Here is a 21,189-nt window from a genome sequence, read left to right as displayed (position 1 = left end):
GCCATCTACCATTCCAATTCTTATATATGTTTTGCCATACCAAATAAGGTATTGCGCTCAAAGATTTCAGCATTGGATGCGCAAAAAACCCTCGGCAATGATTCAAGCGGCTTCGGAAGCCCCGTCTTCCATGCCATGCGAATAATCAGTCAGTCGAGGAGATGCAATGAAAAGCAGCAAATACGCAGCGCCCGCCAGGGCTCGGGCACGCCGCCTGGGAATCGTGTTCGCCGGCAGCACGGTCCTGTTGGCCGCCTGCGGTGGATCGGGCAACGACGACACGCCGGCCGCGCCGACTCAGGTCGCGCTGAGCGCCCGCGCTAAGCCGATCATCACGGCGGACGGGCTGCAGTTCAAGGATCTCAATGCCAATGGCCGCCTCGACGCCTACGAGGATTGGCGCCTCACCGCCGAGCAACGCGCCGACGACCTCCTCCCGCGCATGTCGCTGGAAGAGAAGACCGGCATGATGATGATCGACACGCTAAACTCCGGCTGCCAGGGCGCCGTGACGAGTACCGCGCTCGACTATGTGCAGACGCAGAAGATGAACCGTTTCATCCTGCGCACCACGGCCAAGGCCACGGCGGAATCCTGCGCCTCGGCACCAGCCAACGCACGCGGCGGCTACGTGGTCACGCCGCAGCAACTCGCACAGTTTTCCAACTCCATCCAAGAACTGGCCGAGGCCATGCCGCTGGGCATCCCGGTCGTGTTCAAGGACAACGCACGCAACCATTACGAGACCGATCCGCGCTTCGGCATCTCGGCCGGTGCTGGCGCCTTCACCGAATTCCCCAAGGAAGCCGGTCTCGCCGCCGCCGCCCTGGGTGAGGAATACCTGAAGACCGGCAAGGCCACGGTGGGCGACATGTCGGTGATCAAGACCTTCAGCGAGGTCATGAGCCAGGAATACAACGCCGTCGGCATCCGCGCCATGTACGGTTACATGGCCGACCTGGCGACCGAGCCGCGCTGGTACCGCGTGCACGAGACCTTCACCGAGGATGCCGACCTCAACGCCAACATCATGAAGGCGCTGGTGGAGGGCTTGCAGGGCGGCCCCATCAGCCCCAAGACGGCGGTGGCGATGACGATGAAGCATTTCCCGGGCGGCGGTCCGCAGGAGCTGGGACTGGACCCGCACTACTCCTTCGGCAAGAACCAGGTGTACCCGGGCAACAACTTCGGCTATCACCTGAAGCCATTCATGTCGGCCATCGACGCTGGCGTGTCCTCGATCATGCCCTACTACGGCGTGCCGATTAACGTGACCTACGAAGGGGTCAAGTACGACCAGGTCGGCATGGCCTTCTCCAAGCAGATCGTCACCGACCTGCTGCGCGGCAAGCTCGGCTTCAAGGGCTATGTGAACTCCGACACCGGCATCATCGACGCTCGCGCCTGGGGCCTGGAAGACAAGACCGTGCCGGAGCGCGTGGCGGCAGCCATCAATGGCGGCACCGATACGCTCTCGGGCTACCACACGAACAAGACGATCACCGATCTGGTGGCGGCAAACCAAGTCAGCACCTCCCGTGTCAATGAGGCGGTACGGCGCCTGTTGCTGGAGCAGTTCAAGCTCGGCCTGTTCGAGAATCCTTACGTAGACGCAGACAAGGCCAACGCCACCATCGGCTCGGACGCCAACCGCGCCAAAGGCATGGAGATGCAGAAGAAGTCGGTCGTCCTGCTGCAGAACAAGGACATGGGCACGGGCAGCAAGACCCTTCCGCTCGCGGCCGGCGCCAAGGTCTACACGATCGGCATGGGCAAGTCGGACGTGGAGAAGTACGGCTACGTGGTCACCGACGGCAACGTCACGGCGCCTGCGGTGCGGCCCAGCGCGGCGGGGCACGACTACGCCATCATCCGCGTCCTGATCCGCGATGCCGGCTCGGCCTATTCCAGCAAGAGCGCAACGACCGGTGCCAACCCCGCCTTCCTAAACCCGCTGACGGGCAAAACCTGGGGCAGCGAAGACCCCTGCGTGATGTTCCCCCTGATCAATACCACCTGCTCGGATACGGCTTTGATGTTCGGTGGCGCCCTGCCGTGGGAGAACAACATGCTGTCGCTCTCCACCATTGCGACGGCGAGTTCGCGCACGATGACGCCCTCGCTGGCCGACATCAAAGCCGTCATGGCCGAAATCGGGGACGCGAAGAAGGTCGTGCTGAGCATCTATTTCCGCGCACCGTATGTGCTGGATGATGCCAGCGGCGCCAAGGACGCCGGGGCCATCGTTGCCACCTTCGGCGTCAGCGACACGGCACTGCTGGAGGTCTTGAGCGGCAAGTTCAAGCCGCAGGGCAGAATGCCTTTCGCATTGGCCAGCAACCTGCAGGCCGTCATCGACAATCAGCCCGACGTACCCGGCTACCCGTCCGCCGACACGCTCTACCCCTTCGGCTACGGCCTCAGCTACTAAACCGGCTCCAACCCGAAAAGGCCGCCCTGCGGGGCGGCCTTCTGCTTTGGAAGCCGGAAACAGACACAAATGGCGCAGGCACCGTATTGCATCCGCCTCACCGCTCCCCCAGTATCGCCCCCATGGAAATACGCCAGCTCAAATACTTCATCGCAGTCGCCGAAGAAGGCAACATCAGCCGTGCCGCCGCCCGCCTGCACATCTCGCAACCCCCGCTGACGCGCCATATCCAGAGTCTGGAGGAAGACCTCGGCGTGCAACTCTTCCACCGCACCACCTCAGGGGTGGAGCTGACCCAGGCCGGTGCCCTGCTGCTGGAGCACGCGCGCAACATCAAAGCCCATGTCGAGCTGGCTTCGCTGCAAGCCAGGCGCGTGGCAGCCGGCCAGTTGGGCCGCATCGAAGTGGGTGTTTACGGTACGGCCATGCTCAACGTGGTGCCCCGCATCCTGCGGGCCTTCGCGGCCAAGCACCCCGACGTGGAGCTGGCCCTGCAGAGCGCGCCCAAGGGACCACAGCTCGAAGCGCTGCGCCAGGGCCGCATCCTGATCGCCTTCGACCGTTACATTGCTGAATCCGACGACATCGCGGTCGAACTCGTCGACCGCGAGCCGATGATGCTTGCCCTCCACAAGGACCATCCGCTGGCCGCCCACGCCAGCATCCGCGTCCCCCAGCTCGCGGGGCAGGAAATGATCGGCGAGCTGGGTCGGGTCCTCCAGCGCAGCAGTCCCTTGTTCCAACGCCACGGCCTGCAGCCCAACGTCACACAGTACGCAGCCGACATGATCTCGGCCGCGATCCTGGCCGCCGGCGGCTTCGGCATCGCCTTCGTGCCGGCCTCAATGGCCGACATGCAGTTGCCCGACCTCGTCTATCGCCCGCTGGAGGACGACAGCCAGCCTGCGATGTACCTCCATTGTGGCTACCGCCGCCAGGAGACCAATCCCTTGCTGCAGGAAATGCTGCGGACGGTGCGCGAATACCGGGCCGCGCGCGGGATCGCGATAGACTGACGCCCGCCACCTGAACCGGATAAGCTGCGCCCGGTCCGTGAAAGAAAGCGGCTCCTAGGCGTTTCGCATGTCAGCCAGAACAATGCTTCCTATACTGGATGTTTCCGTGCCAACACGAGAGACCCTCGCCCAGGTTTTTGAATTTGCAGGATATTGCGACGCACCAGAAGCAGAATCCATCGCCAGATAAAGCAATGTAATTGATTGATTTATATGGCGATTATTTCTGGATTTGACCGGTGTCAATAATTTCACATGCCGAAAGCGCATACTGCATTACGCAATAACGGACGGTTCTTCACGAGAGAAAACAGTCCGTTGGCCCCACCCGGGCTTACTGATTTCGACCTACCAAGGAGGCATCATGTCTGAACGCGATAACCCCCCCCTCGACGGAGCACTGGCTCACGCCTGGCGCGGTTTCAAAAGCGGCGAATGGCAGCAGCTCGTCAATGTGCGTGATTTCATCCAGAAGAACGTGGCCTCCTATGAAGGCGACGACAGCTTCCTGGCGCCCGCCACGCCGCGTACCACCGGCATCTGGAACAAGCTGTCCGAGCTGTTCGTGAAGGAGCGCGAACGCGGCGTGCTGGACGTGTCGCAGATCCCGTCCTCGATCACCGCACACGACGCCGGTTACATCGACCGCGACAACGAAGTCATCGTCGGCCTGCAGACCGAAGCGCCGCTGAAGCGCGCGATCTTCCCGAACGGCGGCTGGCGCATGGTGGAGAACAGCCTCAAGGCCTTCAACTTCCCGGTCGATCCGAAGGTCGCCGAGATCTTCACCAAGTACCGCAAGACCCATAACGAGGGCGTGTTCGACGCCTACCCGGCCGACGTGCTGAAGGCCCGCCGTTCGCACATCGTGACCGGCCTGCCCGACGCCTACGGCCGCGGTCGCATCATCGGCGACTATCGCCGTGTCGCCCTGTACGGTGTCGATCGCCTGATCGAAGCCAAGAAGCTCGAGAAGAAATCCATCGACGGCGCGCATTCGACCGACGAGATCATCCGCGACCGCGAAGAGCTGTCCGAGCAGATCAAGGCCCTGGGCGAACTGAAGGAGATGGCCGCCAAGTACGGCTTCGACATCTCGAAGCCCGCCGCCACCGCCAAGGAAGCCGTGCAATGGCTGTACTTCGGCTACCTCGCCGCGGTGAAGGAACAGAACGGCGCCGCCATGTCGCTGGGCCGCACTTCCACCTTCCTCGACGCCTACTTCGAGCGCGACCTCGCCGAAGGCACGCTGAACGAATCGCAAGCACAGGAAATCATCGACGACTTCGTCATCAAGCTGCGTATCGTGCGCTTCCTGCGCACGCCGGAATACGATGCCCTGTTCTCGGGCGACCCGACCTGGGTGACGGAATCCCTGGGCGGCGTGTCGGAAGACGGCCGTCCGCTGGTGACCAAGACCTCGTTCCGCTACCTGCAGACCCTGTACAACCTGGGGCCGGCACCGGAACCCAACATGACGGTGTTCTGGACGCCGAAGCTGCCGGAAGGCTTCAAGAAGTTCTGCGCCAAGGTCTCCATCGACACCAGCTCGATCCAGTACGAATCCGACGAGTTGATGCGCCCGGCCTGGGGCGACGACACCGCCATCGCCTGCTGTGTGTCCGCGATGCGCGTGGGCAAGCAGATGCAGCTCTTCGGCGCCCGGGTGAACCTCGCCAAGTGCATGCTGTACGCCATCAACGGCGGCCGTGACGAGATCACCGGTGACCAGGTCATGCCGGCCTTCGAACCCGTCAAGGGCGACGTGCTTGACTTCGATGCCGTGATGAAGAACTACGACATCGCCATGGACTGGCTGGCGCGCACCTATGTGAATGCGATGAACTGCATCCACTACATGCACGACAAGTACGCCTATGAGCGCATCGAGATGGCGCTGCACGACTACAACCCGCTGCGCACCATGGCTTTCGGTATCGCCGGCCTGTCGGTGGTGGCCGACTCGTTGTCCGCCATCAAGTACGCCAAGGTCAAGGTGGTGCGTGATGAGACCGGTCTGGTGACCGACTACATCACCGAAGGCGACTTCCCGAAGTTCGGCAACAACGACGATGCCGTCGACCAGTTCGCAACCTGGCTGGCCGAAACCTTCATGAACAAGCTGCGCACGCACCGCACCTATCGCGACGCCCTGCACACGCAATCCGTGCTGACCATCACCTCCAACGTGGTGTATGGCAAGAGCACCGGCAACACGCCGGACGGTCGTCGCAAGGGCGAACCCTTCGCCCCGGGCGCCAACCCGATGCACGGTCGCGACAAACTGGGCTTCGTGGCCTCGGCCATGTCGGTTGCCAAGATTCCGTACGAGCACTGTCAGGACGGGATTTCGATGACCTCCAGCATCGTGCCGAGCGGTCTGGGCTCGACGCGCGATGACCAGGTCGTCAACCTGGCCCGCTCGCTGGACGGCTTCTTCGGCACCACCGGTTTCCACGTCAACATCAACGTGCTCAACCGCGACATGCTGGTGGATGCGATGGAGAACCCGGAAAAGTATCCGCAGCTCACGATCCGTGTGTCCGGCTACGCGGTGAACTTCATCAAGCTCACCAAGGAGCAACAGCTCGACGTCATCAACCGCACCTTCCACGGCGAGGTTTGATAAGGCCCTGCGGGCGGGCCGACTGGCGCGCCCGCAGGCTGCCGCTGCTCCGTATAATCAGTAGCACGGGCCGCACTTCGGTGCGGCCTTTGTTTTGTCCAGGCCAGCACACTGACTGATTCACCCGCCCCTTATTGCCAGCAGGATTCGTCATGACCACTCCCGATATCCAGAAACCCTCGCTCAAGGGCAGCCGCTTCGAGCTGCGTCAGGTCGATCACAGCGACATGGCCGATGACGAGGCCTATCGCCTCGCTCGCGAGGGCCGGTGGGGCTTCCTGCACTCGGAAGAAACCGGCTCCGCCGTCGATGGCCCGGGCATGCGCGTGGTGTTCTGGACCACGGGTTGCGAGTTTCGCTGCCTCTACTGCCACAACCCGGACACCTGGAAACTCAAGCACGGGCAACTCGTCTGCGTGGACGACATCCTGGACGAGCTGCGCAAGTACGCAGATTTCCTGCGCCTGGCCGGCGGTGGGCTCACCCTCTCGGGGGGCGAACCGCTGGTGCAGGATCGCTTCGTCATGAACATCCTGCGCGGCGCCAACGAGATGGGGCTGCACACGGCGTTGGACACCAATGGCTTTCTCGGCGACAAGCTCAGCGATGCCGAGCTCGACGAGATCGACCTGTTCCTGCTGGATATCAAGAGCTGGGACCCGGAGACCCACTTGAAGGTGACGGCCAAGCCGGTCGAGCCGGTGCTGGCTTTCGCCCGCCGCCTGGCCGAGCGCAAGCGCCCGATGTGGCTGCGCTTCGTGCTGGTGCCGGGTTACACCGATGATCCAGCCAACATCGAAGGGGTGGCGAAGTTCGCGGCCAGCCTGGGCAATGTGGAACGCGCCGAAATCCTGCCCTTCCACCAGCTTGGCAAGTTCAAGTGGGAACAGATGGGCATGAAGTATGAACTGGGCGAGGTCAGCGCACCGACACAGGAATCGGTGGCCAAGGCGCGCGAGATCTTCCGTGCTGCCGGTTTGAACTGCCCCGGCTAAGGCTGCTCAGGGGGCGCGTGCCGGTGGCGTCGCGCCCTGTCCCGGCGGGCTGGCCGACGGTGCGGTCTGGCTGTTGATGAACTCGCTGGCCGGCACTTCCTCACGCGAGGCCTGGATCAGTGCATCGGCGGCCTTCTGGTTCATCACCACGATGCTGATGCGACGGTTGATCGCACTGAACGGGTCGTTGGTATCGAGCGGGATCGAGGATGCCAAGCCGACGACACGCACCACCTTGTTCTCGTTCATGCCGCCGGCGATCAGCTCGCGCCGACAGGCATTGGCCCGCTCGGACGACAACTCCCAGTTGGAGAAGCCACGGTCGCCGCCTGCGTACAGTGCCGCATCGGTATGGCCGGAGATGCTGATGCGGTTGTCGACCTGGTTCAGCAAGGTGCCCAGCGCCTGCAGGATGACCCGCGTATAGGGCTTCAACTGCGAGCTGGCGGAATCGAACATCGGCCGGTTCTGCTCATCGACGATCTGCAGGCGCAAACCCTCGGAAGTCATGTCCATCAGGATCTGGTTCTTGAACTGGCGCATGTCGGCACGCGCCTCGATCATCGCCTCGATCTTGGCCTTGAGATCATTGAGGCGCTGACGCTCCTCCTGAACGCGTAGCGTCTCCTTTTCCTTCTCTTCCGGGGTGATGTGCACCGTGGTCATGCGCTGCGGATCACGGTAATTGCTGCGTGCAATCTCACCGATCGACTTGGTCAGATCCTGCCCGCCGCCCTCCACCGGCGTCGTCGCCGAACCGGATCCAGGACCGCCCTGGAGGGACACCTTCAGCGGTGCCTGAAAGAAATCGGCGATCCCCTTGAGGTCCCCCTTGGTGGTGGAGCCCAGCAGCCACATGAGCAGAAAGAAAGCCATCATGGCCGTCACGAAGTCGGCATAGGCGATCTTCCATGCGCCGCCGTGCGCGCCGCCGCCGCCCTTCTTGATGCGCTTGACTACGATTGGCTGTTGCGAATCGTCGCTCATATCCTGGTCCGCTCGCCGTACTCGGCCCGCTTACTTGTTCTTGCGACTCTTGATCTCGTCCTCCAGCTCCTTGAAGCTGGGACGATCGTTGGAGAACAACACCTTGCGGCCGAACTCGACCGCCACCTGCGGCGCGTAGCCGCTCATGCTGGCCAGCAGGACCACCTTGATGCACTGGTAGATCTTGCCCTCCTCCTCCGATATCTGCTCGAGTTGGCCGGCAATCGGCTGCACGAAACCATAGGAAACGAGAATCCCGAGGAAGGTGCCGACCAACGCACCACCGATCATCTTGCCCAGCACTGCCGGCGGCTGGCCGACCGAGCCCATCACGTTCACCACGCCCATCACCGCCACCACGATACCGAAGGCCGGCGTCGCGTCACCTACCTTGGCCACGATGTGCGCCGGCATGTGCGCCTCATGGTGATGGGTCTCCAACTCCACGTCCATCAGGCCTTCCAGCTCGAAAGCGTTGAGATTGCCGCCCACCATCATGCGCAGGTAATCGGTCAGGAACTCAATCGCATGATGATCCTTCAATACGTTGGGGTACTTGGAGAAGATCGGACTGCCTTCCGGGTTCTCGATGTCGTTTTCGATCGACATCAACCCTTCCTTGCGCACCTTGGCGAGGATCTCGAACAACATCGACAGCACGTCGACGTAAAGCGCCTTGTTGGCACCAGAGCCCTTGAACACCTTGGGCAACGCCCCGAGCGTGGCCTTGATGGCCTTCATTCCGTTGCCCGCCACGAAACCACCGATGGTCAAACCGATGATGGCCACGTACTCGGCCGGCACCCAGAGGGCGGCGAGGCTGCCATGGATGGCGTAAGTGCCGACTGACGCGGCTAGGATGATCACGTAGCCAATGATCAGGAACATCTGCGCTTATCCCCTTGTCGCCCGGTGGGAACGGGCTCGTCTCTCCCTGTTGGGTATCGGCCCCGGAAAAGGAAACTTGACGGCTATGCGATGCCCCATGCACCAAAAAAAACGCCGGCGGGGCCGGCGGCTTTAACTCCCCACGCAGGAGAGGAGGTCAGACTGGAGAACAATCAACTGGCGAGTGGGACTTCCTCATCGCGGCTCACGCGCTTGCCCTTGCCGGCACGCGCGGGAATGTTGCACAGGCCGCAGACATAGCCCTTGGTCGGATCGTAGGCATGCGCGACGAAATGGCCCCCGCACTTGGTACAGCAGGCCGTCTGCAGCATCTTGGCGTCGAAGAAGCGCACCAGGGTCCAGGCACGGGTCAGGCTCAGCACCTGCTCCAAGCCATTGTCGATGGTGTAGTCGCGATACATGCGGAAGGCCTTGAGCGTGGCTTCCAGGCCCGTGAGGCCGGTATTGCGGGTGATGAAGCCCAGCAGCGACACGAACAACGAGGCATGTACGTTCTGCTGCCAGGGAATGAACCAGTCGGTGGAAAAGGGCAGCATGCCCTTGGGCGGCGATTCACCGCGGATTTCCTTGTAAAGCTTGAGCAGGCGCTCGCGCGACAGGCCCGTCTCCGACTCCAGCATCTGCATGCGCGCGCCGAGCTCGATCATCTCCATGGCGAGCTGGGTCTCGCGTGCGTCCTGTACCAGGCTCTTCATCCGCATGATCGCCTCCGCTCAGGCCAGGTGCTCGACAGGCTTGCCAGCCGCGAGAATGGTGGCGTGGATGCGCGAAACCGAAGAGTCACGCTCATGGCTGGTCAGCAGGTTGACCAGCATCGTGTCGTCGAAGCGGAAGCGGCACAGCAGCATATCGCTGGAGGCCATGCGCAGAATCTGGCCAGGAGAGAGTTTCTCCACGATGTCGGCGAGATCCTCGCCCAAACCCAGCTTGAACATCGCCGACTCACGGTCACTCGCCAGCATCTGTTGGGCGAGCATGAGGTAGGCAAGATTCAACTCGCGGATTTCACTATTGATATTGGTTCCGGTCATGTCGATCTCCCTGATGGGCCAGCCAGCGCCTAAATGCTTTCTGGCATGGGAGGCAGTTTGCCTTTGAGGGGTAACGACGACCAATCAGGCAGTGTCGGAAAAACGTGTAACAACAGACGGAGACACCCTTGTAAGAATTACTCTTACAAGGGTTGGCCCGGAGAGGGAGTTCAGCAGTATTCGGTCGCCCACATTCAGCGTCCTTGCTGAGGGTTTACGGCAGGCGGCGAGCCGACTTTAGGAAAATTTTCAGCCCCGCCATAGAGGGGAGAAACAGACGACAACTCATTGTTTCTAAAGGATCAACACATCATAAGACAACCATGTCCTGCAGGGCCGTCAGAACAACAAGCAAAAGAAGCCTCAGTTTCCCGCAGCGCTCAGGCTTCTGACAACTTGTGAGGCCGCAACTGGATGGCCTCCACCGCATTGCGCCCCGCCTGCTTGGCCAGGTACAGCCCCTGGTCGGCACGCTTGATCAACGCATCGGGGTCCACGATGCCCGTGTCGCGCGTCGCCACGCCCACGCTGACCGTCACCTTGCCAATCGGTCGTTCAAGCGTAACGGCGCAATCCTCGACCTCCTGCCGCACCCGCCGGGCGCAGGCCAGGGCGGCCTCCAGCGCGGTATCCGGGCACATCACGAGGAACTCGTCGCCACCCGTGCGCGCCACCACGTCATTGACCCGCAAACCCTTGCGGATGGCCTGCGACACCGCACGCAGCACAAGGTCGCCAACATCGTGGCCATAGGTGTCGTTGATCGTCTTGAAGTGGTCGATGTCGATCATGAGGCAGGACAAGGGGCGCTTGCTGCGCGAACTGGCCGCCCACTCCTGCAGCATGCGATCGGAGAAGAAGCGCCGGTTGGGGAATCCGGTGAGCGAATCCATCAGGGCGGCTTCCTGCAAGCGCCGGTTGCTGACCGCCAGCTCGGCCGCGAAGTGGCGGATCTCCTCCTTGTCGGTCTCGATCTCCGCCTGCAGGCTCGTCATGCGCACCCCCGCGCCGGCCCGCGCCAGCAGCAGGCGTGGATTGAGGGGCATGGCCAGCATGTCATCCACGCCGGCCTCGAAGGCACCGATCAGCAAGTCATCATCCACCCGGGGCGCCAGGCCAAGCACGTAGATGCCGCGCCCGATGCGGGTCTTGCGCAGGCTGGTGACCAGCTCCAGGCCGCTCTGGTCTGGCAAGGCCCAGCCCGCAATCAAGATGTCCGGGCGGAAATCCAGTGCCAGCTCGATGGCCATCCCGGCATCACCCGCCTCCGCCACCTGGTAGCCCGCCCCCAGCATGGTCTGCTTGATCTGCGCACGTAGCCCAGGCTCAGCCTCGGCCACCAGCACACGCACCTGCGGCAGGTCCGCCGCCGCTTGCGTACTCGCAGAGGGTTCGGCCGGCGTCACCACCGGCACGGAGTCGGCACCGGTGGTGCCCCCCAGCGTCTCCCGCGCAGAACGGCTGAGGGTCTCGAAGGGAGGCAGGCTCTCCGCATGTACATCCAGCAGGGCGCCCCACTCCACCCATTCACGCACCACGCCGTCGCACAGGGCAGTCGTGGTCTCTTCGTCGAACGAGAGGCGCGAGCACAAGGCCAGCAGGCGATTCATCATGGCCGGCCGCACATCCTCCTGCGCCAGGCACAAGTCGCCCATCTGCCGTGCGATCGCCAGGGTCTGCGCGATGGTGTGTTCGCGCGAGCCCTCAGGTGCAGCGGTCTCGGTGAAACTCTGCGCGTGGTAGGCCCCCTCGGTGAACACGCGCGGCAGCCCCCAGTCAGCCAGCATGGCCGCACCCAGCTCGGCGTGATTCATGGCGAAGGCACGGGTTTCCTCCTCCAGCAGCAGGCTGGGCGCCTTGCCTGCCGTGTCGAGCAGGATGCGCGCGTAATCCTTGGGATAGAGCGTGGCCATCGCCAGCTCGCCGATGCGGGCCAGCAGGCCCAGGCAATACACCTCGTCCACCGCAGCAGCACGGGTGCGCTGCGTAATCGCCTGGGTGGTGACTGCGCTGACCAGGGAGGCAGACCAGTAACGGCTGTAGTCGAACACTTCGCAGGCGCCGCTGCGATAGTTGGTGAGCAGCGAGAAGCCCAGGGCCATGGTGCGTACCGCCGGCAGACCCAGCACGGTCAAGGCGTCCTGCACCGAGGCGACCGGGCGACGACCATAACCGATCACCCCGTTGGCAGCCTTGATCAGGCGCCCGACGAAGGCCGGATCGGTGCGGATGATGCGCGCCAGCTCGGCCATCGAAAGGTCGTCCTGCTGGGTCAGGCGCATGATCGCAAGGGCCACGCCCTTGGGAGAAGGTAGGTCGCCGGAAGCCTTGAGCTGCTCCAGCCTGGACATGTCGATCGGCATTTCTTGCTGTTCTCCGCAAGGCCAGCGCTGAGGGAGCCGCCCGAGGCGGAACGGCAGTGTCTGGCCTACCGTCCTGATATCGGCATGGAAACGCTCAGCTTTAAGGCAGCACCGGGCACAGGCGACCACCGGTGGCATTCGTTACAATGCATCGACCGTGGCGGTCTGTCGCCCGGACGCGAAAGCATCAGCCCGCTGCACGCCCATCATGAACTTCTGCTCGAAATGCGGCTCCCCGGTGAGCCTGCGCATCCCCGCCGGTGACACCCTGCCCCGCCATGTATGTGACAACTGTGGCGAAATCCACTACCAGAACCCTAAGCTGGTGATCGGCACACTGCCGGAATGGGAAGACCGCATCCTGTTGTGTCGGCGCGCCATCGAACCCTGCCACGGCATGTGGACCCTGCCTGCCGGCTTCATGGAGATGGGCGAAACCACGGCGCAAGCAGCCTTGCGCGAAACAGCCGAGGAAGCCTGCGCGCGCGTCGAGCTGATCGAGTTGCTCACCCTGGTCAACGTGCCGCACATCAGCCAGATTCACATGCTGTACCGCGCCCGCCTGCTGGACCTCGATTTCCGCCCTGGCGAGGAATCGCTGGAAGTGGCCCTGTTCAGGGAAGACGAAGTGCCGTGGCAGGAGATCGCCTTCCGCTCGGTGGCGGTGACCCTGCGCCATTACTTTTCCGATCGGCTTACCGGCTCCCACCGTTTCCGCATCGAGAACCTTCCCCCGCCCAATTAGGCCGGCTACTCGACCTGCAACTCCAGCACAAATGACTGCCCGCGCAGAGGGTGCGGGATCGGCGCCCGCGCCACGGCCTGGCGCAGGCTTGACAGGAGTCGCGCACGCGCCGCCTCGTCCGGCGGCGATTGTGGCAACCATTCCACCACCTCCAGCCCCTCCCACTCGCCCTGCACGCCAAGGCGCAACTGCAGGCGCGCTGCAGCCAGCTCGCCCTCCGGCACCGCCATGGCGGCCAACAGATTGAGCCGATAGGCCACCTTCGCCTCGACCAGACTGCGGGCAGGCAGGCCTTCCGCCTCTCCGCCCGAGGGCAGTGCTGCATCCATCGCCGCATCCTGGCGTGGCAGCGCCTGTCCGGCAGTGTGCGGTGGCGCCGGCACGACGGGTCGGGACGCAAGCCCAGCCGGCGTAACCGGATGAGGCGGCGCTGGCCGGTGCTCACGCAATGGCGCCGCCACGGGCGACGATGGGGAGGGCGTGGCCTCGGCGCTCGCGGGCGACACCGCCAGCCGGGCCTTCAGGTGCCCTGGCGACACCTCGCCAGACTGTGACGGGCCCGACCCACGCCACGCATCCATGACGGCCAGATGCAGCACAGCCGACAGACCGCTTGCCACAAGGAGGGGGCGCAGGGAGGCACGCATCGCATCAAGTCATTGAAATTTCGCCGCAAGCCGATATGCTCTGCTTCAGTCCCCTTGTTGATTCCGTAGCCGATGTAGCCCACACCACGTCCCGACCATCATGCGCGCCACCGAATTGCGCCCTCTCCGCCGAGAACGTCGACCACTGATCCTCACCCTTGATGTTCATGGTCAACCGCACCGCTGGGTGACCTGGCAGCACGCGCTGTTCTACTACTCGAAGAACCTGGTGGCATGGGACGCGGGTGAAGAGTGCTTCACATTCTATGGCGGCACCTCCCGCGTGACGGGCGCCCGTTCGGTCATGGTGGCCAACAGCATCATTGCCATCAAGGGCAAGGCGCTGCCCAGCCGCAGCTTGCTGCAGACCCCGCCCCTGTCGAACCGCGAACTGTTCCACCGTGACCGCCAGATCTGCGCCTACTGCGGCTGTGAACTGCCTGTTGCTCGCCTCACGCGCGACCACATCCTGCCGGTCTCACGCGGCGGCCAGGACCAATGGATGAACGTGGTCACGGCCTGCCGTCCATGCAACCAGCGCAAGGCCGGCCGCACGCCGGAACAAGCCCACATGCTGCTGCTCTATGCGCCCTACGTACCGAACAAGGCGGAATACCTGATTCTCTCCAACCGCAACATCCTGGCCGATCAGATGGACTTCCTGGCGCGCCATCTGCCGGCACAGAGCCGCTGGCATCCGCTCGTGACCGTCGATGCCTGATTTTTCCGAGCTGATCGGCTATCTCGCAGCCAGCCTCACCACCGCCGCCTTCGTTCCGCAAGCCTGGTTGACCTGGAAGACCCGCTCCGCGCACGGTGTATCGCTGGGCATGTACAGCGTGTTCGTCACCGGCGTCGGTCTGTGGATCGTCTACGGCTGGCTCGCATCGGCCTGGCCAGTGGTAATAGCAAACATCGTCACCTTCGCGCTGGCCGCCTTCATTCTGGTCATGAAGCTGCGCTTCGGATAGACGGCCTTAGTGTCCGTCCGTCACACGGCGACACACTGCGCGCGAACCGACTTGACCTCTCACAAAGCCGGGCCGAAGTGGGCGCGCCAGAATGGCGCCGCCTTCGTTTCCGTCCATGCAGAATGAGTCCGGTCCTGGTCATGAAAGGCGTCGAGTTCGGTTTGCGCCACGCAAACCGCGAAGCGCAGATCGCGCGTACCGACGCCAGTCGTCTGATGCAATCCCGCCTGCCCTTCTACTCGCCCGCCAAGGTCCGCGGGCAACTGGTGTTCTTCATCGAAGAGGGCGGCGAGGTGGTCGCCCTGTGCAATTGCGAACTGTCCGCCTGTGGCGAGGTGCTGACCCTCGTGGGTTTCGGGGTCGATGCAGCCCACCGGGGCCGGGGCTACTGCTCGCAACTGGTGCAGGGGCTGGCGCAGTTCATGCGCAATGGCGGCTTCCGCGCCCTGTGCGTCACCCGCTATACGCAGGCTGGCCTGTCGCGCCTGCGCCCCTGCCTGTGGCGCCATCTGCAGGGGATCGAGGTGCTTGACGACGGCATCCCGCTCGCCGCCTGAGCCCACCGTCGAGACGACGGAGCACCGCAGCGTATCCAGCGTCATCCCGTACGTGCTAGCTTGTTGAGAATGGCAGTCATCCTGCCGTTCACTAAGCTACGAGGAGACGCTCGCAGGTGGCCGTCATCGCAATCATCAACCGCAAGGGTGGCGTCGGGAAGTCAACGCTGGCCACCCATGTGGCGGCTTGGCTGGCCCATCGCGGGCTGCCGGTCATGCTGGGCGACGTGGACCGCCAGCAGTCCTCCCGCCTGTGGCTGAACCTGCGCCCGGAGCGCCTGCCGCCAATCCAGGGCTGGACCATCGACGAGCGCAACTTCGCCCGCCCACCGGTGGGGGTGAAACATGTTGTGCTCGACACCCCGGGAGGCTTCGAGGGCCTGGCCTTGATGAAGGTAGCGCAGTATGCCGACGCCATCCTCATCCCGGCCGGCACGTCGCTGTTTGACCGCCGCTCCGCTGAAGGCAGCCTGCAGGAGTTACGCGGCTATCCACGCATCGCCAGCGGCAAGTGCCAGCTCGCCTGCGTCGGAATCCGCATCGACGGCCGCACGCGCAATGCCGAGTTGCTGCAGGCCTGGGCGGCAGAGCAGGGCCTGGCCTATCTGGGCAGCATCAAGGCGGCCCAGGCCTACAGCCGCTGCCTGGAAATCGGCATGTCCATGTTCGACGTGCCCGCCGCCAAGGCCGCACCCTACCTGCAGGAATGGGAGGCGATCACCGCCTGGCTCGGCGATTTGCTGGGGCCACGCGAAGAAGCCCCCACCAAGCCGCAGCCGGGGAACGAGCCCGATCCACGCATCCGCCCAGTGATCCGCGACGGCATCCTGCCGGAACATCTGCGCCGCTGAGGCATGGGTCGCGTCCACAGCTTTCCGCCGGTGGCCGAACCGAGCGCCCGGCTGCTGATCCTGGGCAGCATGCCGGGCGAAGCTTCGCTGCGCGCCGCACGTTACTACGCCCATCCGCACAACCAGTTCTGGCCCATTCTGGGAGCCCTGCTGGACTTCTCGCCTGACAGCGCTTACGCCGAACGCTGCACGCGCCTGTGCGCCGCCGGCATCGCACTTTGGGACGTGCTGCAGAGCTGCGAGCGGGCGGGCAGCCTGGATTCGGCGATCGTGGGCGAGAGTGTGCAGGCCAACGACTTCGCCAGTTTCTTCGCGGCCCACCCGCTGATCCGCCAGGTATTCTTCAACGGCAGCGCAGCCGAGCAACTGTTCACCCGACATGTTCGCCGCACCCAGCCGATTCCCGCCGACCTGCGCTGTCAGCGCCTGCCCTCAACCAGTCCGGCCCACGCCAGCCTGCGTCCGGCCGAGAAACTTGCGCACTGGCGCGCTGCCCTGCTCGCCTGAGCGCTTGCTGCGCCGCACCGGCTCACCCACAATGGGCGCGAGCGCCCCGCTCTGCACGGAGACACTACATGAACCTGGAAAAGGTCATCTTCGGCTTCTTCATCATCCTGGCCTGCACCCTGAACTTCGGTTTCTTCATCGGTGAGATCGACCGGGTGGAATTGCATCACCCATCCGAGTTGTTCGCCACCGTGGTCGTGAATCTGATCGCCACCGTACTGAAGTTCGGTGATCGCACGCACATGGGCGCGACCCACCTGGCAACCAGTCTGGTCGCCTTGCTCCAGCTCTTCGGCGCTTCCCTCGTGTGGATGTGGCAACTCTACATTCTGAGCCAACCGATGGACGGGGAGACGATGTCCGTCGTCGTCTCGCTGTCCGGCGGCGCACTGGTGGCCAACCTGATCTCGGTGATCCTGCTGATCGGCGAAACCCTTAAGCACAGCCGCTGAAGGAATGGAGAGGCACGGCGATGGGTGACATCGTGCTGCTGGCCGCGCGCCGCCTGCGCGCGCCGCTGATCCTGCTGATCCTGGCCTATGCCATCTCGGTCATCGGCCTGGTTGCCGTGCCTGGCCCCGAAGTGCCAGGGCAGCCGGCGCGACTCGGCATCTTCCACGCCTTCTACGTCATCAGCTACACCGCCACCACCATCGGCTTCGGCGAGCTGCCCTTCGCCTTCAGCGACGCCCAGCGCGCCTGGATCACGTTCTGCATCTACCTCTCGGTGACCTGTTGGGCGTACACCCTGGGCAGCATCTTCGCCCTGGCGCAGGACGCGACCTTCCGCTCGGCTCTCTCACGCAGCCGCTTCAAGCGCCGCGTGGCACGCCTGGAAGAACCCTTCTACCTGATCGCCGGTTATGGCCAGAGCGGCACGGCACTGGCGCATGCACTTGACGAGCTGGATCTGCGCACCAGCATCATCGAGATCCGGCCGGAACGTGCCGCCCGCATTGATATCGAGGACTACCACCAGCCCCCGTTGACGCTGTGCTCCGATGCGCGCTGGCCCGACGTGCTGCGCGACGCCGGCGTCGGCCACCCGCAATGCAAGGCACTGCTCGTGCTGGTCGGCGACGACGAGATCGCCCAGGCAATCGCCATCGGCGCCTCGGTACTTGAGCCCAAGCTGCCGATCATCGTGCGCGTGCATCAGCGACTGGCCCGAACCAATCTGGACAGTTTCCCCGCCATCACGGTGATCGACCCCTTCGAGACCTTCGCCACCAACCTGCAGCTCAACCTCGCCTCGCCTGCCGTGCTGTGGCTGGAGGACTGGCTGTCCAGCGTACCCGGCAGTGCGTGTCCCAAGCCCTGCACCACGCCTATCGGCCACTGGCTGATCATCGGCTTCGGCCGCTTCGGCCACGCCATCTCGCAGGCGCTGGAACGGGCCGGTTCGACCTGGACCGCGCTCGACTCCAACCTGCGACTGGCCGACGAGCCGCACCTGCAGCGCACCGACAACTCGGTCGACAGCCTGCGCACGGCCGGCATCGAGAATGCCGTCGGCATCGTGGCGTGCACCGACCGCGATGCGATCAACCTTGCCATCGTGTCACGCGCACGTGCGATCAAACCCGGGCTGTCAGTGCTGATCCGCCAGAACCATGTGGCCGACGCCAGCCTGATCGAAGCAGCCCAGGCCGACCTGAAGTTCGTGAAATCGGAAGTGATGGTGCGCGAGTGCCTGCAGTTGCTGATCTCGCCGATCCTCAACGCCTTCCTGATGGAGGTGCGCAAGCAAGGCCGTATGCTGGCCGAGCAGATCATCGTGCGCCTGCTCACCGAACTGGATGAACGTGTGCCGCACGTATGGGTGTTTGACTGCTATGCCGCCTACCCCGGGCTGAAGGATGTGCTCACCCGTCCCGGCGCACAGCCCCTGCGCCTGCGGGAACTGCTGATCGACCCACATGCGCCGCCCAGCACGCTACGCGCCGTGCCCTTGCTGCATGCTCGCAACGGCGTCTCGACGATACTGCCGGACCTGAACCTCGAGCTGCGTTCGGGCGACCGCATCCTGTTTGCCGGGGCGACCGGGATGGAGGGGCGACAGCGCCGTTTCCTGCTCGATCCCAGCCCGATCGAATTCGTGCGCACGGGCGTCGAGCCAGCGAGAAGCTGGCTGTTCCGTCACCTCGCCAGAAAACAGGCGGCAAGGCGCGGCAAACCGCACTGACAGACTCAGTGGCGGGGGCGATTGCCGCCAGGACGACTCATGGGCGGTGCGCCGTTGCGGGTTTCCAGGTGACGGAAAGTGATGCGCCCCTTGCTCAGATCGTAAGGCGACAATTCCAGCGAAACCTTGTCGCCTGCCAGGATGCGGATATGGTGCTTGCGCATCTTGCCGGAGGTATAGGCCACCAACATATGGCCATTTTCCAGCGTGACGCGGTAGCGCGAATCCGGCAGCACCTCGCTGACGACGCCATTCATTTCAATCAGTTCTTCCTTGGCCATGCGTTAATCACCTCGGCAGGTAAATGCCCTGGCGCGCCGTTCGGCATCCGCCATGGGTACGAAGAAAAAAGAAAGAGCCCGGCCAGGCCGGGCTCTTCCGGTTCGAGGCATCAGGCCTTACGCCTGCGCCGCGCCACATCGACCGGGAATTATTCCGGATGGATGTTGGAGGCTTGCTTGCCCTTGGGGCCTTGGGTCACGTCGAAGGTGACGCGCTGGCCGTCCTTGAGGGTCTTGAAACCGTTGCCTTGAATGGCGGAAAAGTGTGCGAACAGGTCGTCGCCGCCTTCATCGGGGGAGATGAAGCCGAAACCCTTGGAATCATTGAACCACTTGACGGTGCCGGTTGCCATGTCTTGATACTCCTGAAATAAACAAATAAACGGGGGTATTCCCCGGAAAAACGAAGATCAAGACGGCGGGGTAGTGATGGAAGAACGGCAGTGGAACTGCTGAAGACCAGACAACAACAACGACACGGACTTGAAGATCGCAGGGCGATACTGTGCACTGCTTTGGCTGATAACGCAAACTTTAACGGTCATTTGCAATTGGCCGCGCCAGGTCAAGCATGTATTTCGTGGCCCCATCAGCGTTTCGGTGATGGCCGAAAATTATCCTTGCTCAAGGAAACATGCTGCTTGGGCCGACCAAAATGGGTTTCCCTCAAGCCGACAGACAAGGAATCCATCATGGAATGCTGCAGCGAACCCAGTACTACCACCGTCCATATTTTCGATGCCCGCGGCATTTCGCGCCGCTTCCGCCACTCCGCCATCTTTGGCGCGCTCGAAGCACTGGACGACGGCGAGACGATGCGCTTCGTGAATGACCACGACCCCCTGCCCCTGATCGCCCAGCTGGGCCAGCGCTACGGCGCGCAACTGGTGGTGGAGTACGTCGAGCGCAGCGGCCCGGTGATCATTGATTTCCATGTCCGCCTGGACCAGCCGGCCGCCACCTCGCAGGGCGAGGGAGCGGGTTCCTGCGGCGGTTCGGGTGGCTGCGGCTGCAGCCACTGAGCACGCGCCAGCAGCGGGCTACAGCACCCGCCCGTGCCACCACAGGGACAGGGCCGCCGCCAGTACCACCAGGGCGGCGGCGAACGCCGCAAGCAGGGCGCTCACCTCGGTCTGCTTTTTCTCGAAGGCGATGCGGGCGTTCAGCGACTGGTAGATCTTCTTGAGGTCAACCGCATTGCCGGCGTAGAAGTACTCGCCTTGCGTCATCTCGGCCACTTTCTTGAGCGTCTCCTCGTCCAGGCGCACGCGCATGGACCAGCCCTCGAAGCCGATGGTCTCGCCGTCCTTGGTCCCGACCCCCACCGTGAACACCCGTACGCCGCGCTCGGCAGCCATCTTGGCCGCCTCCAGCGAATCCGGTCCGGTGGTACGTTGGCCGTCGGTGAGCAGGATGATGGCCGCGGAGGTATTGGAGCCCGGCGGCACCGGCTTGAACTCTTCCTTGGGCTTGTCCTGCCCGCCAATGGGCAGGTTGCTCTCGTCCTGCCCACTACGGCCATACAACAGCATGGACAGGTCGATGCCGCTGTTGGGGAACAGGGTGGCGAGCGACAGGATCAGGCCGCTGCCGATGGCCGTGCCGCGCTGCAACTGGAAGCGGTCGATGGCGGCCACCAGATCCTCGCGGTTCAGCGTGGGCGCCTGCACCACCGAGGCCGTGCCGGCGAAGGACACGATGCCCACCTTGGTACGGGGTTGCAGTTCGGCGATGAAGGTCTTGGCCGCCACCTGTGATGCCTGCAAGCGATTGGGCTGCACGTCGGTGGCGCGCATGCTGCCGGAGACATCCATGGCGAGGATCACTGTCTCGTGCTGCGTGGGCAAGGTGATGGTCGCCACCGGCCGCGCGGCAGCAAACAACAGGGTCGCGAGTGCGAGCAACATGAGTACCGGCGGGATGTGCCGGCGCAAGGTGTTGCCCAGACCCAGCGCCTCGCGCACCAGGCCCAGGCTGGCGTAGCGCACGGCCGCCTGTTTCTTGCGCCGCAGGACCAGCAGGTAGAGCACGATGAAGGCTGGCACCAGCAGCAACGCCCACAGCATCAAGGGCCATTGGAATGTCAT

Annotated in this window: 22 protein-coding genes; 13 read left to right on the top strand and 9 right to left on the bottom strand. The window is 63.6% G+C overall.

Annotated elements, in window-relative coordinates; genetic code table 11:
- The first annotated feature begins 166 nt into the window (after nucleotides 1-166).
- The 4 genes from NMB43_RS08340 to pflA all read left to right on the top strand — a co-directional run bounded on the left by NMB43_RS08340 (nucleotide 167) and on the right by pflA (nucleotide 7,068).
- The gene (locus tag NMB43_RS08340) at nucleotides 167-2,431 is read left to right on the top strand and encodes a glycoside hydrolase family 3 protein (RefSeq protein WP_494351689.1); all 2,265 of its coding nucleotides are present in this window, start codon (nucleotides 167-169) and stop codon (nucleotides 2,429-2,431) included.
- Between the two features lie 122 nt (nucleotides 2,432-2,553).
- Nucleotides 2,554-3,447: a LysR substrate-binding domain-containing protein gene (locus tag NMB43_RS08335; protein WP_494351688.1), complete on the top strand. Its 894-nt coding sequence runs from the start codon at nucleotides 2,554-2,556 to the stop codon at nucleotides 3,445-3,447.
- 364 nt (nucleotides 3,448-3,811) lie between these two features.
- Nucleotides 3,812-6,073 (top strand): formate C-acetyltransferase, encoded by a 2,262-nt coding sequence (gene pflB / locus NMB43_RS08330; protein WP_494351687.1) that lies wholly within the window; start codon nucleotides 3,812-3,814, stop codon nucleotides 6,071-6,073.
- A gap of 152 nt (nucleotides 6,074-6,225) precedes the next feature.
- Entirely contained in the window at nucleotides 6,226-7,068 is an 843-nt protein-coding gene (pflA, locus tag NMB43_RS08325) for a pyruvate formate-lyase-activating protein (protein WP_494351686.1), read from the top strand.
- A 6-nt stretch (nucleotides 7,069-7,074) separates the two neighbouring features.
- On the opposite strand, the gene motB is transcribed toward pflA, so the two are convergent.
- The 5 genes from motB to NMB43_RS08300 form a co-directional block, all read right to left on the bottom strand.
- The gene (gene motB / locus NMB43_RS08320; RefSeq protein ID WP_494351685.1) at nucleotides 7,075-8,055 is read right to left on the bottom strand and encodes a flagellar motor protein MotB; all 981 of its coding nucleotides are present in this window, start codon (nucleotides 8,053-8,055) and stop codon (nucleotides 7,075-7,077) included.
- Between the two features lie 30 nt (nucleotides 8,056-8,085).
- Complete coding sequence (gene motA / locus NMB43_RS08315; RefSeq protein WP_494351684.1) at nucleotides 8,086-8,943, bottom strand: flagellar motor stator protein MotA; 858 nt, start codon at nucleotides 8,941-8,943, stop codon at nucleotides 8,086-8,088.
- Nucleotides 8,944-9,116: 173 nt separating this feature from the next.
- Nucleotides 9,117-9,665, bottom strand: a complete 549-nt coding sequence (gene flhC / locus NMB43_RS08310; protein WP_494351683.1) for a flagellar transcriptional regulator FlhC — start codon at nucleotides 9,663-9,665, stop codon at nucleotides 9,117-9,119.
- A 12-nt stretch (nucleotides 9,666-9,677) separates the two neighbouring features.
- Nucleotides 9,678-9,995, bottom strand: coding sequence for a flagellar transcriptional regulator FlhD (gene flhD / locus NMB43_RS08305; protein WP_494351682.1), 318 nt, complete (start codon nucleotides 9,993-9,995; stop codon nucleotides 9,678-9,680).
- Nucleotides 9,996-10,375: 380 nt separating this feature from the next.
- Nucleotides 10,376-12,358: a GGDEF domain-containing response regulator gene (locus NMB43_RS08300; protein WP_494351681.1), complete on the bottom strand. Its 1,983-nt coding sequence runs from the start codon at nucleotides 12,356-12,358 to the stop codon at nucleotides 10,376-10,378.
- A 208-nt stretch (nucleotides 12,359-12,566) separates the two neighbouring features.
- Here NMB43_RS08300 and NMB43_RS08295 point away from each other — a divergent pair, with 208 nt between their 5' ends.
- Nucleotides 12,567-13,103, top strand: coding sequence for an NUDIX hydrolase (locus NMB43_RS08295; protein ID WP_494351680.1), 537 nt, complete (start codon nucleotides 12,567-12,569; stop codon nucleotides 13,101-13,103).
- Nucleotides 13,104-13,108: 5 nt separating this feature from the next.
- On the opposite strand, the gene NMB43_RS08290 is transcribed toward NMB43_RS08295, so the two are convergent.
- A complete protein-coding gene (locus NMB43_RS08290) occupies nucleotides 13,109-13,432 on the bottom strand; it encodes a hypothetical protein (protein WP_494351679.1) in 324 nt (107 codons plus the stop codon).
- A gap of 505 nt (nucleotides 13,433-13,937) precedes the next feature.
- Here NMB43_RS08290 and NMB43_RS08285 point away from each other — a divergent pair.
- The 7 genes from NMB43_RS08285 (at nucleotide 13,938) to NMB43_RS08255 (ending at nucleotide 18,821) form a co-directional block, all read left to right on the top strand.
- Nucleotides 13,938-14,471, top strand: a complete 534-nt coding sequence (locus tag NMB43_RS08285) for an HNH endonuclease (RefSeq protein ID WP_494351678.1) — start codon at nucleotides 13,938-13,940, stop codon at nucleotides 14,469-14,471.
- Nucleotides 14,464-14,721 (top strand): SemiSWEET transporter, encoded by a 258-nt coding sequence (locus tag NMB43_RS08280; protein ID WP_494351677.1) that lies wholly within the window; start codon nucleotides 14,464-14,466, stop codon nucleotides 14,719-14,721. The genes NMB43_RS08285 and NMB43_RS08280 overlap by 8 nt, the downstream gene beginning before the upstream one ends.
- A gap of 122 nt (nucleotides 14,722-14,843) precedes the next feature.
- On the top strand, nucleotides 14,844-15,278 hold the full coding sequence (locus NMB43_RS08275) for a GNAT family N-acetyltransferase (protein ID WP_494351676.1): 435 nt from the start codon (nucleotides 14,844-14,846) through the stop codon (nucleotides 15,276-15,278).
- Between the two features lie 116 nt (nucleotides 15,279-15,394).
- The gene (locus NMB43_RS08270; protein ID WP_494351675.1) at nucleotides 15,395-16,129 is read left to right on the top strand and encodes a ParA family protein; all 735 of its coding nucleotides are present in this window, start codon (nucleotides 15,395-15,397) and stop codon (nucleotides 16,127-16,129) included.
- A gap of 3 nt (nucleotides 16,130-16,132) precedes the next feature.
- Nucleotides 16,133-16,636, top strand: a complete 504-nt coding sequence (locus NMB43_RS08265; protein ID WP_494351674.1) for a DNA-deoxyinosine glycosylase — start codon at nucleotides 16,133-16,135, stop codon at nucleotides 16,634-16,636.
- Nucleotides 16,637-16,704: 68 nt separating this feature from the next.
- Complete coding sequence (locus tag NMB43_RS08260; RefSeq protein ID WP_494351673.1) at nucleotides 16,705-17,088, top strand: DUF6394 family protein; 384 nt, start codon at nucleotides 16,705-16,707, stop codon at nucleotides 17,086-17,088.
- 20 nt (nucleotides 17,089-17,108) lie between these two features.
- The gene (locus NMB43_RS08255; protein ID WP_494351672.1) at nucleotides 17,109-18,821 is read left to right on the top strand and encodes an NAD-binding protein; all 1,713 of its coding nucleotides are present in this window, start codon (nucleotides 17,109-17,111) and stop codon (nucleotides 18,819-18,821) included.
- Between the two features lie 5 nt (nucleotides 18,822-18,826).
- On the opposite strand, the gene infA is transcribed toward NMB43_RS08255, so the two are convergent.
- On the bottom strand, nucleotides 18,827-19,102 hold the full coding sequence (gene infA / locus NMB43_RS08250) for a translation initiation factor IF-1 (RefSeq protein ID WP_494351671.1): 276 nt from the start codon (nucleotides 19,100-19,102) through the stop codon (nucleotides 18,827-18,829).
- 149 nt (nucleotides 19,103-19,251) lie between these two features.
- On the bottom strand, nucleotides 19,252-19,455 hold the full coding sequence (locus NMB43_RS08245) for a cold-shock protein (protein ID WP_494351670.1): 204 nt from the start codon (nucleotides 19,453-19,455) through the stop codon (nucleotides 19,252-19,254).
- 339 nt (nucleotides 19,456-19,794) lie between these two features.
- Here NMB43_RS08245 and NMB43_RS08240 point away from each other — a divergent pair, with 339 nt between their 5' ends.
- The gene (locus NMB43_RS08240) at nucleotides 19,795-20,124 is read left to right on the top strand and encodes a DUF2249 domain-containing protein (protein ID WP_494351669.1); all 330 of its coding nucleotides are present in this window, start codon (nucleotides 19,795-19,797) and stop codon (nucleotides 20,122-20,124) included.
- Between the two features lie 18 nt (nucleotides 20,125-20,142).
- Here the strand turns inward: NMB43_RS08240 and NMB43_RS08235 are convergent, their stop codons facing one another.
- Nucleotides 20,143-21,189 carry a VWA domain-containing protein gene (locus NMB43_RS08235; RefSeq protein WP_494351668.1) on the bottom strand — a complete coding sequence of 349 codons (1,047 nt, stop codon included), beginning with the start codon at nucleotides 21,187-21,189 and terminating at the stop codon, nucleotides 20,143-20,145.

Source organism: Uliginosibacterium sangjuense (assembly GCF_059132465.1).
This window is presented reverse-complemented; position numbering and strand designations above follow the sequence as displayed.

What these genes read in the sequence shown, in the direction of transcription:
- NMB43_RS08275 (WP_494351676.1), top strand. Translation starts at nt 14,844, where the DNA reads ATGAGTCCGGTCCTGGTCATGAAAGGCGTCGAGTTCGGTTTGCGCCAC.
- NMB43_RS08240 (WP_494351669.1), top strand. Translation starts at nt 19,795, where the DNA reads ATGGAATGCTGCAGCGAACCCAGTACTACCACCGTCCATATTTTCGAT.
- NMB43_RS08280 (WP_494351677.1), top strand. Translation starts at nt 14,464, where the DNA reads ATGCCTGATTTTTCCGAGCTGATCGGCTATCTCGCAGCCAGCCTCACC.
- motA (WP_494351684.1), bottom strand. Translation starts at nt 8,943, where the DNA reads ATGTTCCTGATCATTGGCTACGTGATCATCCTAGCCGCGTCAGTCGGC.
- motB (WP_494351685.1), bottom strand. Translation starts at nt 8,055, where the DNA reads ATGAGCGACGATTCGCAACAGCCAATCGTAGTCAAGCGCATCAAGAAG.
- NMB43_RS08265 (WP_494351674.1), top strand. Translation starts at nt 16,133, where the DNA reads ATGGGTCGCGTCCACAGCTTTCCGCCGGTGGCCGAACCGAGCGCCCGG.
- NMB43_RS08295 (WP_494351680.1), top strand. Translation starts at nt 12,567, where the DNA reads ATGAACTTCTGCTCGAAATGCGGCTCCCCGGTGAGCCTGCGCATCCCC.
- pflA (WP_494351686.1), top strand. Translation starts at nt 6,226, where the DNA reads ATGACCACTCCCGATATCCAGAAACCCTCGCTCAAGGGCAGCCGCTTC.
- NMB43_RS08245 (WP_494351670.1), bottom strand. Translation starts at nt 19,455, where the DNA reads ATGGCAACCGGCACCGTCAAGTGGTTCAATGATTCCAAGGGTTTCGGC.
- NMB43_RS08260 (WP_494351673.1), top strand. Translation starts at nt 16,705, where the DNA reads ATGAACCTGGAAAAGGTCATCTTCGGCTTCTTCATCATCCTGGCCTGC.
- infA (WP_494351671.1), bottom strand. Translation starts at nt 19,102, where the DNA reads ATGGCCAAGGAAGAACTGATTGAAATGAATGGCGTCGTCAGCGAGGTG.
- NMB43_RS08300 (WP_494351681.1), bottom strand. Translation starts at nt 12,358, where the DNA reads ATGCCGATCGACATGTCCAGGCTGGAGCAGCTCAAGGCTTCCGGCGAC.
- flhC (WP_494351683.1), bottom strand. Translation starts at nt 9,665, where the DNA reads ATGCGGATGAAGAGCCTGGTACAGGACGCACGCGAGACCCAGCTCGCC.
- NMB43_RS08340 (WP_494351689.1), top strand. Translation starts at nt 167, where the DNA reads ATGAAAAGCAGCAAATACGCAGCGCCCGCCAGGGCTCGGGCACGCCGC.
- NMB43_RS08235 (WP_494351668.1), bottom strand. Translation starts at nt 21,189, where the DNA reads ATGACATTCCAATGGCCCTTGATGCTGTGGGCGTTGCTGCTGGTGCCA.
- NMB43_RS08335 (WP_494351688.1), top strand. Translation starts at nt 2,554, where the DNA reads ATGGAAATACGCCAGCTCAAATACTTCATCGCAGTCGCCGAAGAAGGC.
- NMB43_RS08290 (WP_494351679.1), bottom strand. Translation starts at nt 13,432, where the DNA reads ATGGATGCAGCACTGCCCTCGGGCGGAGAGGCGGAAGGCCTGCCTGCC.
- NMB43_RS08255 (WP_494351672.1), top strand. Translation starts at nt 17,109, where the DNA reads ATGGGTGACATCGTGCTGCTGGCCGCGCGCCGCCTGCGCGCGCCGCTG.
- flhD (WP_494351682.1), bottom strand. Translation starts at nt 9,995, where the DNA reads ATGACCGGAACCAATATCAATAGTGAAATCCGCGAGTTGAATCTTGCC.
- pflB (WP_494351687.1), top strand. Translation starts at nt 3,812, where the DNA reads ATGTCTGAACGCGATAACCCCCCCCTCGACGGAGCACTGGCTCACGCC.